At 50.3% G+C, this 12934-nt stretch carries 10 protein-coding genes; 7 read left to right on the top strand and 3 right to left on the bottom strand.

Going from position 1 to position 12934, the window contains the following annotated elements; all coding sequences use genetic code 11:
• Positions 1 to 8 precede the first annotated feature (8 nt).
• Both moeA and moeB read left to right on the top strand, forming a co-directional pair.
• Complete coding sequence (moeA, locus tag H511_RS0109965) at positions 9 to 1244, top strand: molybdopterin molybdotransferase MoeA (protein ID WP_027252156.1); 1236 nt, start codon at positions 9 to 11, stop codon at positions 1242 to 1244.
• Positions 1245 to 1268: 24 nt separating this feature from the next.
• Positions 1269 to 2024: a molybdopterin-synthase adenylyltransferase MoeB gene (gene moeB / locus H511_RS0109960; RefSeq protein WP_027252155.1), complete on the top strand. Its 756-nt coding sequence runs from the start codon at positions 1269 to 1271 to the stop codon at positions 2022 to 2024.
• A 79-nt stretch (positions 2025 to 2103) separates the two neighbouring features.
• Here moeB and H511_RS0109955 read toward each other — a convergent pair whose 3' ends face one another.
• A complete protein-coding gene (locus tag H511_RS0109955; protein WP_027252154.1) occupies positions 2104 to 3720 on the bottom strand; it encodes a peptide ABC transporter substrate-binding protein in 1617 nt (538 codons plus the stop codon).
• Positions 3721 to 3931: 211 nt separating this feature from the next.
• A complete protein-coding gene (locus tag H511_RS0109950) occupies positions 3932 to 4771 on the bottom strand; it encodes a CvfB family protein (protein WP_027252153.1) in 840 nt (279 codons plus the stop codon).
• A 301-nt stretch (positions 4772 to 5072) separates the two neighbouring features.
• Here H511_RS0109950 and H511_RS0109945 point away from each other — a divergent pair, with 301 nt between their 5' ends.
• Complete coding sequence (locus H511_RS0109945) at positions 5073 to 6416, top strand: hypothetical protein (RefSeq protein WP_027252152.1); 1344 nt, start codon at positions 5073 to 5075, stop codon at positions 6414 to 6416.
• Positions 6417 to 6569: 153 nt separating this feature from the next.
• Complete coding sequence (locus H511_RS0109940; RefSeq protein WP_027252151.1) at positions 6570 to 8039, top strand: protein adenylyltransferase SelO; 1470 nt, start codon at positions 6570 to 6572, stop codon at positions 8037 to 8039.
• An 85-nt stretch (positions 8040 to 8124) separates the two neighbouring features.
• Here H511_RS0109940 and H511_RS0109935 read toward each other — a convergent pair whose 3' ends face one another.
• A complete protein-coding gene (locus H511_RS0109935; protein WP_051288050.1) occupies positions 8125 to 9048 on the bottom strand; it encodes a putative PEP-binding protein in 924 nt (307 codons plus the stop codon).
• Between the two features lie 270 nt (positions 9049 to 9318).
• Here H511_RS0109935 and H511_RS0109930 point away from each other — a divergent pair, with 270 nt between their 5' ends.
• The 3 genes from H511_RS0109930 (at position 9319) to H511_RS0109920 (ending at position 12834) form a co-directional block, all read left to right on the top strand.
• On the top strand, positions 9319 to 10371 hold the full coding sequence (locus tag H511_RS0109930) for a 3-deoxy-7-phosphoheptulonate synthase (protein WP_027252149.1): 1053 nt from the start codon (positions 9319 to 9321) through the stop codon (positions 10369 to 10371).
• Between the two features lie 85 nt (positions 10372 to 10456).
• Entirely contained in the window at positions 10457 to 10942 is a 486-nt protein-coding gene (locus H511_RS0109925; RefSeq protein WP_027252148.1) for a YajQ family cyclic di-GMP-binding protein, read from the top strand.
• A gap of 272 nt (positions 10943 to 11214) precedes the next feature.
• On the top strand, positions 11215 to 12834 hold the full coding sequence (locus H511_RS0109920) for a glycoside hydrolase family 19 protein (RefSeq protein ID WP_027252147.1): 1620 nt from the start codon (positions 11215 to 11217) through the stop codon (positions 12832 to 12834).
• The last annotated feature ends 100 nt before the right edge of the window (positions 12835 to 12934 follow it).

The raw sequence follows: 12934 nt of genomic DNA, 5'->3' as shown, positions 1-12934 counted from the left end.
ATTAGCAAATGGACTCGTGTGATGCACCGGGCTTGATGCCGGTAGAAACAGCCATTGAGAAAATGCTGTCAGTGGTCAAACCCATCAGTAAAACCAATAGATTACCATTGGCAGAAACACTGGGTCGAGTACTGGCAGAGGATGTGACCTCCCCGATTAACGTCCCGCCCTTTGCCAATTCTGCCATGGATGGCTACGCCCTTCAGCGTGCTGATTTAGACAAAACAGACACCCTGACTCTGGCCGGTCAGTCATTTGCGGGCACCCCATTCGACGGTGCATGCCAATCAGGCCAGTGTATCCGTATTATGACAGGCGCGGAGCTGCCGGCAGGGACGGATACCGTGATCATGCAGGAAGAGACAGAGGCTCTTGGTGATCAAATCCGCTTTCTGGTTAAACCTCAGGCCGGAGACAACGTCCGCCCGATTGGCGATGACATTCAACTTGGCGAGGTTGTCGTTGCCAAAGGCCACAGACTGTCTGCTCGTGAGCTCCCGCTGATCGCTTCACTGGGCATTGCCAGCCTGCCTGTTTTCGAACGACCGAAAATCGCTTTCTTCTCCACCGGTGACGAGCTGCGCCCGCTCGGTGAACCGCTGGCCGCCGGTCAGATTTACGACAGTAACCGTTACGGGATTCGGGCGCTGCTGGACAAATTCGGCTGTGAGGTACTGGATCTGGGGATTATTCCTGACGATCCCGCCCAGTTGGACGCGGCTTTTGCGAAAGCCACCAGCACAGCGGATGTGTTAATCACCTCAGGTGGCGTCAGTGTTGGTGAAGCGGATTACACAAAAGATATCCTCACCCAGCAAGGCGAAGTCGGTTTTTGGAAGATAGCCATGAAACCAGGCAAGCCTTTTGCCTTCGGCAAGGTCAACGACTGCTGGTTTTGCGGTCTGCCGGGGAACCCGGTGTCAGCCATGCTCACCCTGTATCAGATTGTTCAGCCCGTGCTTGCTCAACTGGCGGGTCAGAGTCAGTATCAGGCTCCCCAGCGCTTACCGGCCATTGCCAGTACCGTGTTTAAAAAACGCCCTGGCCGCACCGACTTCCAGCGCGGCATTTATCAGGTGAATGACAAAGGGCAGATTGAAGTGGCCACAACAGGCAATCAGGGGTCAGGCGCATTCAGCTCCATGCATCAGGCCAACTGCCTGATCATTCTGGAACAAGAGCGCGGCAAAGTGCAGCCGGGTGAAACTGTCACGATTGAACCGTTTAACGCCAGTATGTATTAAATGATGACCGAGCAGGAGCCAGTCATGGAAGAGTTATCTGATCAAGAAATGCTGCGTTACAACCGGCAGATCATTTTGCGTCAGTTCGACTTTGAGGGCCAGGAAGCCTTAAAAGCGGCGCACATACTGATCCTCGGTGCCGGTGGTTTAGGTTGTGCCGCGAGCCAGTATCTGGCTGCGGCCGGCACCGGCGTGCTGACCCTGATTGATGACGATAAGGTTGAGCTCTCCAATCTGCAACGCCAGGTGCTTCACCACGACGCGACTGTGGGTATGCTGAAAGTCGACTCTGCCAAACAGGCACTAGAGCGGCTAAATCCGCACTGTACTGTCCGCGCCATTGGCGAGCGGCTGGATGATGTGGCCCTGCTCGCCCTGATAAAACAGCACACGCTGGTTGTCGACTGCAGCGATAACCTGCCGACCCGAAACCAGCTGAACCGTTTGTGTTACCAGACTAAAACCCCGCTGGTTTCCGGCGCGGCAATACGCATGGAAGGTCAGGTCAGTGTCTTCACCTATCAGGACGATCAGCCTTGCTATGCCTGCCTGAGCAGCCTGTTCGGCGAACAAAACCTGACCTGTGTCGAAGCCGGTGTTATATCTCCTCTGGTCGGTATCATCGGTGCGGTGCAGGCGATGGAAGCCATCAAAGTGATTGCGGCTATGGGCAAACCGCTCACAGGCAAAATTCTGCTGCTGGACGCCATGACCATGCACTGGCAGGAAATGAAGCTGATGAAACAGGCGAACTGCCCGGTTTGCGGAAGTAATGAGTAACCCCCGTAAAAAGAGCCTGACTGAAATCAGGCTCTTTGCTTAAGGCTCTTTAGCCAATATCACAGAACGTTTCGCCGCATCACTTCATGATATACAAATCACGGGTGTAACGGTTTGCCGAGGCATTGGTCGTGGAATACCCGCCGACTTTGGGCGACTTGATGACTGTCTTGGTATAAAAATACACAGGGATAGCCGGCATATCTTCAGCAAAAATACGTTCCGCTTCCTGATAGAAGTGATTACGCTCTTTATCTGATTTCGCCGCTAAGGCGTCTGCCATTGCTTTGTCGTAGGCTTGGTTGGCCCAGCGCGAATAGTTCATGCCCTTGCTTTCAAAGTACGACAAAAAGGTTGATGCTTCGTTGTAGTCACCTACCCAGGCATAGCGCGCCAGGCTGAAGTCTTTCTGAGCCAGTTTCTGCAGGAAGGTTTTCCATTCCTGATTTGCCAGATCCACTTCTACCGGCAGGCTTTGTTTCCACATCGACAGCATCGCCAGCGCCAGTTTTTTGTGCGATTCATTGGTGTTATATACCAGCTCAAATTTCAGCGGGTTATCTTTCGAATAGCCCGCTTCTTTCAACAATTCCCGCGCTTTTTGGTTACGTTCCTTCTGAGACAGTGAAGCCCAGGGCAATTCCGGTGCATCAAAACCCGCTACGGCAGGCGGTGTCACACCGTAAGCCGGGATCTGCCCCTGCCCCAGAATAAACTGAGTCACCACATCACGATCGATCGCGTAAGCCAGTGCTTTACGGACGCGCACATCATCAAATGGCTTCTTATCTAAGTTGAACAGATAATAATAAGTCGCCAGCGATGGCATGGTCAGCAGCTCATCAGGACGCTCTTGCTTGATTTGCTTATACTGTTCGAGCGGAAATGTCGCCGTGATGTCAATTTCACCGGTACGGTAACGGTTATACTCTGCCGTCTGGTTTTCAATCGCCAGATAGGCGGCTTTGTTAATCACGGTTTTAGCATCGTTCCAGTAGGCCGGGTTACGTACCAGATCAATGCGCTCGTTCACTACCCAGTTCGTCAGAGTGTACGCACCTGAGCTGACGATATGATCCGGATTGGTCCAGTTATCGCCATATTTTTCAACCGCTTTACGGTAGACAGGAAACGTGGATGGATGTGAGAGCATTTTGACAAAGTAAGGGGTTGGCTGAGTCAGGCTAAACTGAACGGTGTTGTCGTCCAGTGCCTTGACACCCAGAGTCTCTTTGTCTTTTTTGCCATCAGTGATGTCTACAGCATTTACAATATTCGCTGTACCCAGATACCACGAATAAGGTGCTGCGGATGCCGGATCGGCATTGCGCTTAAAGCTGTATTCCACATCATGCGCTGTTAGTGGCTCGCCGTTAGACCACTTCAGCCCGTCACGAAGATGGAAGGTCACGGTTTTGCCATCAGCAGAGATGTCCCAGTGTGTGGCCAAAGCTGGAATAATATTCCCTTCCTTATCTTCAGACACTAAACCGTCGAACAAATCGCTGATCACTTTGCTGCTTGAGTCATCTGTAGTCATGGTGGGATCTAAGGTTGGCACCTCACCGCCCAGGCTCCAGACAATTTCCTGTTTCTCTGCCAGCGTCACACCCGCAGGCACGTCGGCTGCGTAAGCCGCGCCAGACATCAGCAGCGAAATACCTGCTGCCAGCGCTTTCACTTTCATTCCTTGCATGTTTATTCCTTGTCAATTGTAGTGTGTTGTCAGGTTAGATAAGCCTTGGATGGGACCTAACAATTTTTTACTCACAATCAATGACTATAAATGGCTCAATGCTGTAACCATTCAGGTATATAAACATACGCTCATATTGAGCAAGAGAGAATAACAGCGGTCACAAAAAAGCCGGTGAGTTTCACCGGCTTAGGTCAGGGTTGCAGCACTTTCAGTTATCGTTGAGACGGATACCGTCATTTTCGATGATGATCAGGCCTTTCTTGTATAAGCTGCCAATGGTTTTCTTGAAGGTAGCTTTACTGGTTCTGAACGCTTTGAAGATATCATCGGGTGCTGACTTATCGCTCAAAGGCAGAAAGCCCCCCTGCCGCTCCAGCGTTGTCAGGATTTTATCCGCCAGATCGTCCACTTTCGCTTTGCCTGCTTTTTGTAACGACAGGTTGATCTTGCCATCGGGGCGAATTTCTTTGATATAGGCTTTCAGTTTCTTACCGACAAACAGCTTACCAAACGCTTCGGTCTTAAAGAAAAGTCCCCAGTGCAAATCTTCGATCACCGCTTTGTAACCCAGCTCAGTCGTTTCCGCGATTAGGACTTTCACTTCATCACCCACTTGATAAGGTGCCGGTGTTTTATCCAGAAAACGGTTCAGTTTGGTCGAGCCGACTATGCGACCGGACGCTTTATCGGTGTAGATTCGTACCAGAATATTCTGGCCGACTTCCAGCCGGCGTCGCTGCTCACTGAAGGGCACCAGCAGATCTTTATCCAGTCCCCAGTCAACAAAGGCGCCGACTCCAGAAATGCCAACTATCTTCAGCAAAGCAAAGTCGCCGACTTGCGCCAGCGGTTTTTTCGTCGTCGCAATAATGTCATCTTCAGAGTCAAAATAGACAAACACCTCCAGATTATCCCCCAGAGATGTGCCTTCAGGCACAGACGATTTCGGCAGCAAAATATTGCCAAAATCCTCGCCACCATCCAGAAACACGCCAAAATCTACAATTTTTACGACTTCCAACGTGTTGTACTGACCAATTTTAATCATAAATATGTCACTCTCAGGGTAAACTATTCCAGCGGTTATCCGCCTCAATCTCCGGTCAGCAGGGTTTCTGACACAAAACTAACGCTGTACGGGAGAAAGCACGCTATTTTGAAACGCGCATTATACGTGATGTTGATTCAGGCTGCCTGACCAAAATAGGCGTTTCTGGCCAAAATTTCTGCTGTCGAGCCATAACTCGTTGTCTGGTAGTGCTATTTCACATGAGTTTACACTAAAATTCTAACAGCAACTGAATCCAGCCAAGCCACACCACAGAACCTTCAGAGAGGAACAAATTTAAGTGATAACCGTTGAAAAGAAAGATGGCCATAACCTGAAAATGTCGCATGTCATTCATGAGGCAAAAAATCGTCAGCTTGATGTATTTCTTTTCATTCCCGGTGAACTTGGCCTGAACGCCAATATCATGTCTGAAGACGAGTTCTACCATAATGTCATTCACGGTAAGCGGACTTACTTCAGTGATGTGCATCACCTTCCACTGGTTCACAGTCGTCTCGCCAGCCGTGGTAATTTGCCATCCGGTCAGTATCGTTTGAGCCTGAGTTTGTTTGCTTACCAGTTTGCGGTCGCTCTGGAAGAAACCGTCCACCAGCTGCTGGATGAAAAAACGGAACGAACCACAGAGGAGCTGGAAGAAGTCGCCAGCGTCTCGGCGGGTATCCTCAAGCGTTTGCGCCGCAATGTGCCAAGTGATGAAGAACTGCTCAAGTATTACCAGAACATAGATAACTATTTATCCTGGTTTACTGAACAGCGTTTCCTTTCGTTGGTCGCTCACCTGCCAAGGGCGGAAAACTACAGCGAAATTAAAAACCTGTATCTGGATTTTTGCCAGGCAGAGTCCGCTCATCGTTTATCCAATAATTATAACTCTGAGCGCGCAACCGCTGATCCAACGCGCATGTCGAATAAAATGCGGCTGTTACGACGCCTGATAGAATACCCGGTCACTATGAAAGAGAGCACGACGGTTTTGGGCAATACCACCAAAAAAGTCGTGACGGGATTTGCCGCCGGTTTTGTGATGATCTTCGTCACCATCATGCTGATTGAGGCCCGCGGCGTGCTTGGTGACATTACCGCGTCGTTTATTCTGGTGCTGTCGGTGATTTATGCCGCCCGTGAGGTGTTTAAAGACGACCTTAAGCACGCACTCTGGCGCTGGGTACGAAAAGGTAAGCCCAAGTGGCGTAAACAGTTCTTTGACAGCGACAGCAATAAGCTGATTGGCCGCCAGCTGGAATGGCTGGAATACATGCGTTACGACACCCTGGATGATGACATCAAAAAAGCACGCAAGCATAAGGTGTCGGCGAAAGAAGAAGCCATTCTGCATTATAAAAGCACCACCAGGATGTCGACGACCAAGTTTCTGACCGGGTATGAACAAACTAAAGAATCGATTCTTTTTGATCTGCGGTTTCTGTCCACCCTGATGGAAAAAGGCTCCCAGAAGATTTACGTCATGCGTGACGGCCAGGTGGCGAGAGAATCGGTTGAAAAACGTCACCTGATTAACCTGATCACCCGGGAAAGTGACGAAGATCAGGAACCTAAAATTCAGCGCTGGAAGATCATCATGAACCGATCAAAGATCGTCGATATTGAAGCGATTGATTGATTTCCTTCGCTAACTGACACTATTGTTGGCCTCTTCTATGCTTATGTTATGAGGAGGCCCGCTTTCCGATGCCATTAACCCTACATTTTATGCCTTGTTTACAGGCCGTAACTTGATACGCTACCCCTCACTTTCATCTTCCTGGCAGCCATTATGCGCAAACTGACCGAATTGATTTTCAATAATACTTACAGTGAATTACCCAGTGTGTTCGGGACCCGGGTGATCCCCCAGCCGCTGGATAATCCTTATCTGGTCAGTGTCAATCCTGCCGTCTGTGAAATGCTGGAGCTGGATCCTGCCGAAGCCCAGACCCCTTTCTTTGCCGAACTGTTTACCGGCAACGAGGCACTGCACGGACTAGACCCGCTGGCCATGAAATACACAGGCCATCAGTTCGGCCAGTACAATCCGGATTTAGGCGACGGACGCGGCCTGTTAATGGGAGAAGTGATCACATCACAAGGCAAAAAATGGGACATTCATCTGAAAGGCTCCGGGCAAACCCCTTATTCCCGCATGGGAGACGGACGCGCGGTGTTACGCTCCAGCATCCGTGAATATCTGGCCAGTGCGGCCATGAAAGGCCTGGGTATCCGAACCACGCATGCACTGGCCGTGTTAGCCAGCGACACCCCCGTTTACCGGGAAAAAGTAGAACCGGGCGCCACACTGATCCGTGTCGCAGAAAGCCACCTGCGTTTCGGTCACTTTGAATACCTGTTTTATACCCGGCAGCACGCGGAACTGAAGCTGCTGGCGGATTATCTGATCAGGCATCATTTTGCTGATCTACTCCCCCATGCCACACCGTATGCGGCCATGTTCCAGCGCATCGTCGATCTGACAGCCACCTTAATCGCCGACTGGCAAGCGGTGGGTTTTGCTCATGGTGTGATGAATACCGACAACATGTCAGTGCTCGGACTGACATTCGACTACGGTCCTTACGGGTTCCTGGACGATTATCAGCCAGGTTATATCTGTAACCATTCAGACTATTCAGGCCGCTACGCGTTTAACCAGCAACCGTCCATCGCGCTGTGGAATTTATCTGCGCTTGGTTATGCATTAACCCCGCTGCTCAGCAAAGAAGAGATTGATGCCGCATTGCACAGCTACCAGCCAAGCCTGCAACAGGAATACAGCATCCGGATGCGCAATAAATTGGGCATTATGGAACGCCATAAAGAAGACAGTGCCCTGTTCAGTGAAATGTTTGAACTGCTCGCCAATCAGGCGATAGATTACACCCTGTTCTTCAGAACGCTGACTGGCATTCCTGCCGAAAAACTGACGGACAGCAGCCACCTGTTTTCGGATCTGGTTAACGATCCCGCCCCCCTGCAAGCCTGGCTTAACACTTACGCGAAGCGACTGACACTCGAACAGAACAAAGACGCCGATCGCTTAGCGCTCATGCGGCTGCATAATCCTAAATACATACTGCGGAACTATTTAGCCCAGCAAGCCATTGAGCAGGCGGAAAGTGGCGACTATGCCATGGTTGAAACCCTGCTGAACGTTCTGGCCAATCCTTATGATGAACACCCTGACTATGGGCATCTGGCTGAAAAACCACCGCAATGGGGAAAAGAGCTGGAAATCAGTTGCTCGTCTTAGCAAGCACGCTTTTCCGGCACGATTCCGACACGATAGAAAAGAGCGGCAAGCAAAAAAAGAGCCTGAATACTCAGGCTCTTCGTAATTATTGCGGGCTGCAGATAAGACTCGTTACGGCGTGTTCCGATAGCCAGCGCTGAAGTTTTGGCTGAACAGTGACAGAGCGTGACAGTAACTCACAGGGCTTATTCACTTCCCGGCTTTTTTTCAGCGTACGTTCCGCCAGAAACAACACAGCGTCATTATAAGGTTCGTCGTAATCCAGCATGTCATTTGCCGGGTCTGTCGCCAGCGTCAGTTGTGCCAGATGATCCAGATCGATCACCACGCCATCAAAGTAATGCAAAAATTTATCCGCCATCACAGCATTGGCCGGTAAATCACACATCAGATGCACCTGCAAACCTGACTTTCCGCGAAACAAGCCTTGCTCTGCCAGCAAATCATGGACGGATGCCGCATCGCTGTATGTCCGGACAAAAGGAATCACTATAGCTATCGGCAGATCACCGGTAACAAGGCGCAGCTGCTTTATAATTTTACACTGCAGTGCAAACATCCTGGCCCACTGCGGGTGCAGGTAGCGAGCCACACCGCGCAGCCCCATCATGGGGTTTTCTTCTTTCGGCATTAAATGGCCGCCAATCTGCGAACTCTCGCTGACAATCTCCGCTCCGCTGAGTCTCAGCTTCAGTACCGGTTTGGTCTGTCCTGCCGCAATACGTTTCTGAGCAAATTCAGACAAATCACTGACCAGCCGGTCAACCAGAAACTGCTCAGTATCTTTGCAGCCTGTTATCGCAGACAATGCCGCTTTCTCACCGTCATTGAGTGCATCCGGCTGACACACAGCGCTGAGATGAATCCCGGTTTCTGCCATTAACGCATCCAACCCTATCAAGGCTGTATTGCTGACTTCATCTGTTGACCTTGATACCAATTGCGAGCGCGTTAATGCGATTTCTTTACCCGCGACAACATTGGTCGCCCACTCCTCTGCGGACATCATAGCCATCTCCCTTACACTGCTGTTTATTATCTGTTATTCAACCAAAGTAGCTCAGCATCCGAGTTACCCTGAAAGGCAAGCATCATTTTTATGCTCACAGGGAACATAACAATTCACTTTTATCCAACGCAACCATTATTCAGGTTTTCTGCAGATCCCAGTAAAATCAGGCCATAAAGGTGATGGATATTAATCGTTTGGTTTATTCCTGCAGCCTTTTAGGCTATCTTTATCCGTCATCAATGTTACACCTGAAAAGCAGGCGCCCAAATGCCCCAAAAAACCGATGAACTTCGTACCGTCAGTCTCGGACGTATGCCTTCTCCAGACGAAGTGGAAGCCGCCCACCCGATGACAGATCCCATCGCCGAACACATCGCTCATTCCCGCCGTGAGATCGAAAACATTCTGACAGGCAAAGATAACCGCCTTCTGGTCATTGTGGGTCCGTGTTCAGTCCATGATACAGAAGCTGCTCTGGACTATGCGCGTCGCCTGCTGACACTGAAAGACAAATACCAGGAAAAATTATGCATTGTAATGCGCACCTATTTCGAAAAACCGCGTACTGTTGTTGGCTGGAAAGGCCTGGTGTCCGATCCCCATCTTGATGGTAGTCTGGATTTAGTTGCCGGCTTGTACAAAGCCAGAAAATTACTGCTCGACATTAACCAGTTGGGCATGCCAACGGCGACCGAATTCCTTGATATGATCACAGGCCAGTACATTGCCGATTTAATCAGCTGGGGAGCGATTGGCGCACGGACCACTGAATCTCAGATACACCGTGAAATGGCTTCTGCGCTTTCCTGCCCGGTAGGATTTAAAAACGGCACCGATGGTAATGTCAAAATTGCGATAGATGCGATTCGTGCCACCCGCGCACCGCACGTTTTTTGCTCCCCGGCAAAAAATGGCGAGATGACGATTTACAAAACCGCAGGCAATCCCCATGGCCACATTATTCTGCGTGGCGGAAAAATGCCAAATTATCACGCAGAAGATATTCAGGCGGCCTGTGACGCGCTGGAAGAGTTTGCGCTGCCAACTAAGCTGGTGGTCGATTTCAGTCATGGAAACTGTCAGAAGCAGCATAAACGCCAGCTTGATGTGGCTGCCGACATCTGCAAACAGCTGACAGACGGCAGCCGCTACATTGCCGGCATTATGGCAGAAAGCTTTATTGTCGAAGGTAATCAGTCACTGGAAAGCGGTCAGGAAAAAGGCCTGACTTATGGGCAATCTATCACAGACCCTTGCATAAGCTGGGAAGATACGGAAGAGATGCTTGCCATGCTCGCTGCTGCAGTCCAAAAACAATAAACCAGGCCCTAGAGCCACTAGTTACAATAATCTGGCGTTTTATGATATAAAAGCGCCCATTAACAATGATGAGCAGGAATACACCATGCCTTCTTTTGATATTATTTCTGAAGTCGATACCGTTGAGCTGAAAAATGCGGTAGATAACAGTAACCGCGAGCTGGACACCCGCTTTGATTTCCGCAATGTAGAAGCCACTTTCAGTCTGAATAAAGAAATCGTGAAAATGTCTGCTGAAGCTGAGTTTCAGCTGCTGCAAATGCGCGATATCCTTCGCGGAAACTTAGCCAAGCGCGGCGTTGATGCCCGCGCAATGGAAACCAAAGACATGGTTCACACTGGGAAAACCTATTCACAGGAAGCCATGTTTAAACAAGGGATTGATACCCCTGTTGCTAAGCAAATAGTCAAAATGCTTAAAGATTCCAAGATCAAAGTGCAAGCTTCCATTCAGGGCGACAAAGTCCGGGTAACCGGTAAAAAGCGCGATGACCTGCAAGCGGCAATGGCGCTGGTACGAAGCTCAGAAGAGCTGGATAAGCCTTTCCAGTTCGAAAATTTCCGCGACTGATTCACCGCTTTATCCATTGATTTCAGGAAGGCGATACATGCCTTCCTGAGCAGCCACAATGTCAGCATCAACACTTTTTACACCACTCCAATTAAGTTGTCGTGCGTAATCACAACTTCTCAGCAAGTCTCTGACTTCTTCACTGATTCCTATTGCTTGCTATCACAGTTTGTCATTTCGCCTCACGACAAAACCGCTATAAGCGATACCTTAATTTGCAGTACATTTTTTCGGTCAACTGACCGGCTTTTACTGCACTTAAGGAACCAACAATGAATAACAGACACTTACTGCAAAGGACGCTGAAGACAGTCCTGATCAGCAGTGCTTTACTCTCCGCCAGTGTCATGGCCACGGCGAATTATAATCCCGATGGCGTTTACAGCGCGGGTGAACAAGTCATCTATCAGGGAGCCACCTATCAGGCGCTGCGCAGCACAGAAAACGAGGCACCCGATACGTATCTGGGGGATGCCTGGCAGCAGGTCAACGCGCTGAACGTAACTTCAGCAACAACGACGTACCCGGCCTACCAAAGCAGTGCTGTCTATGTAGGGGGCGACCACGTTTCTTACAACAGTCAGATTTATAAAGCAAAATGGTGGACGCAGGGAGAAGCACCAGACGCCACACCCGGCACAGGCGTGTGGGAGTGGGTCAGTGCAGACAACAACCCCGATCCTGGCCCCGGCCCTGATCCTGATCCAACGCCGGAACCGACACCGGCCAACGGTATCATTGGTCAGAACCCGGACGGCAGCTATATCATGAGCAAAACCTATCTGGATGCCCGTGAAGCCGAACTGACCAGCTCACCGGAATTCGCTGCAGTGCTGGCTTCAATCAGCACACGCGACAACGCCATTGTAGAAGCCGTTGTTCCTGGCTTGTCTACCAACCCGGATAACGTCAAACGGGTTGAAGCTTTAATCAGCGAGCAAAAATGGGATGCGCTGTTCCCGGAGCGCAACGCCGCCTATACCTACTCTAACTTTCTGAAAGCGGTCGCGAAATTCAAAGGTTTTTGTGCCACCTATACCGATGAGCGTACAGCGCAATCAGATGCCATCTGTGCCAAATCGCTGGCCGTCATGTTTGCGCATTTCACTCAGGAAACCGGCGCCCATAACCCTCACTCTCCTTACGAAGAATGGCGGCAGGGCCTGTTCTTTGTACGCGAAGCCGGGTGTTCGGAAGAAGCCTCTTCCTGCGGCTACAACAGTGAATGTGCCGCCAGTAACTGGCAGACTGAGCAGTGGCCGTGCGGGACTAACCCCGACGGCAGTTATGTGAAATACTTCGGTCGTGGTGCTAAACAGTTGTCTTACCACTACAACTACGGACCCTTCTCTGATTTTATCTTTAACGACGTTAACGTACTGCTGCAAGATCCGGATCGTGTTGCTGACAGCTGGCTGAACCTGGCGTCTGCCGTGTTCTTCTTTGTGTATCCGCAGCCACCGAAACCTTCCATGCTGCATGTCATTGACGGTACATGGCAGCCAACAGCAACAGATATTGCTGAGAAGCGCGTGCCCGGTTTTGGTGTCACCACTATGATCATCAATGGCGGTATTGAGTGTACGCTTGACACTGAGAAACCTCAGTCAGTCAACCGTATTACATACTACCGTGGCCACGCTGCCGCTCTGGGTGTTGCCATTCCCGCTGACGAACAACTGGGCTGTGCGGGTATGAAAGCGTTCAAGAAAACAGGTGACAGCACCTTTGGCCTGTACTGGGAAAATGACTGGAGCTATTACCCGGATAACCCGGGCGGCAGCAGCTTTGCCTGCCGGATTGAATCCGGTTATCAAACCGCGCACACTACGCTGAAAAAAGGCGATTATGCCAAGTGTATCCAGAAATATTACGGCGTCACGATTGAGTAACACCACTCACTCCGGCAACATCAGATAAAGATTCCGGGATAATGAACAGCGTCATGCACTTATCCCGGATTTTTTCATGCAACAACTTGAAAATGTACAA

It is taken from the genome of Photobacterium halotolerans DSM 18316, from assembly GCF_000425165.1.
GTDB lineage: Bacteria > Pseudomonadota > Gammaproteobacteria > Enterobacterales > Vibrionaceae > Photobacterium > Photobacterium halotolerans.
Note: the sequence above shows the minus strand (reverse complement) of the source record. Positions and strands in the feature narration are given on the sequence as shown.

Excerpts from the sequence above, each read along its gene's own strand:
- H511_RS0109920 (WP_027252147.1), top strand. The coding sequence starts at position 11,215 with ATGAATAACAGACACTTACTGCAAAGGACGCTGAAGACAGTCCTGATC.
- H511_RS0109935 (WP_051288050.1), bottom strand. The coding sequence starts at position 9,048 with ATGATGTCCGCAGAGGAGTGGGCGACCAATGTTGTCGCGGGTAAAGAA.
- H511_RS0109940 (WP_027252151.1), top strand. The coding sequence starts at position 6,570 with ATGCGCAAACTGACCGAATTGATTTTCAATAATACTTACAGTGAATTA.
- H511_RS0109950 (WP_027252153.1), bottom strand. The coding sequence starts at position 4,771 with ATGATTAAAATTGGTCAGTACAACACGTTGGAAGTCGTAAAAATTGTA.
- moeB (WP_027252155.1), top strand. The coding sequence starts at position 1,269 with ATGGAAGAGTTATCTGATCAAGAAATGCTGCGTTACAACCGGCAGATC.
- H511_RS0109930 (WP_027252149.1), top strand. The coding sequence starts at position 9,319 with ATGCCCCAAAAAACCGATGAACTTCGTACCGTCAGTCTCGGACGTATG.
- H511_RS0109925 (WP_027252148.1), top strand. The coding sequence starts at position 10,457 with ATGCCTTCTTTTGATATTATTTCTGAAGTCGATACCGTTGAGCTGAAA.
- H511_RS0109955 (WP_027252154.1), bottom strand. The coding sequence starts at position 3,720 with ATGCAAGGAATGAAAGTGAAAGCGCTGGCAGCAGGTATTTCGCTGCTG.
- moeA (WP_027252156.1), top strand. The coding sequence starts at position 9 with ATGGACTCGTGTGATGCACCGGGCTTGATGCCGGTAGAAACAGCCATT.